Source organism: Clostridium sp. CMCC3677 (assembly GCF_023845585.1).
In the GTDB taxonomy this organism is placed as follows: Bacteria; Bacillota; Clostridia; order Clostridiales; family Clostridiaceae; genus Clostridium; species Clostridium aquiflavi.
This window is the reverse complement of sequence record NZ_JAMQHS010000055.1, coordinates 1-267: the sequence shown is the minus strand read 5'-3', so window position 1 is coordinate 267 and position 267 is coordinate 1. Positions and strand designations below refer to the sequence as shown.

Below are 267 nucleotides of genomic sequence, written 5' to 3'. Positions count from 1 at the left end.
ATTTCAACGATTCGTGATACAAAAAAGACCCCGGAAGAATTGGAACATGAACGTTTAGAACAAATGAAAGCGGATATTGCTGAACAAGATTCTGGTTTTGTAGAGATAGTAGAAACGGTAAAGTTACTACAGGAATCGGGGGCACTTGAAGCTTTGAATAGTGCGATTAAAGCGCGCGGGGATATTACGAAAACGTTTCTGAATGAATGGCGTAAGGAACCGATGACGAATGCGATTAATAACATGATGATTTCAAGTAAGCTATTG

1 protein-coding gene is annotated in these 267 nt (G+C 39.3%); it reads left to right on the top strand.

Translation table 11 applies throughout. From position 1 onward, the window contains the following. Positions 1 to 267, top strand: a 267-nt coding sequence (locus NG901_RS16715; RefSeq protein WP_252217066.1) for a helical membrane plugin domain-containing protein, incomplete at both ends; no start/stop codon positions are given.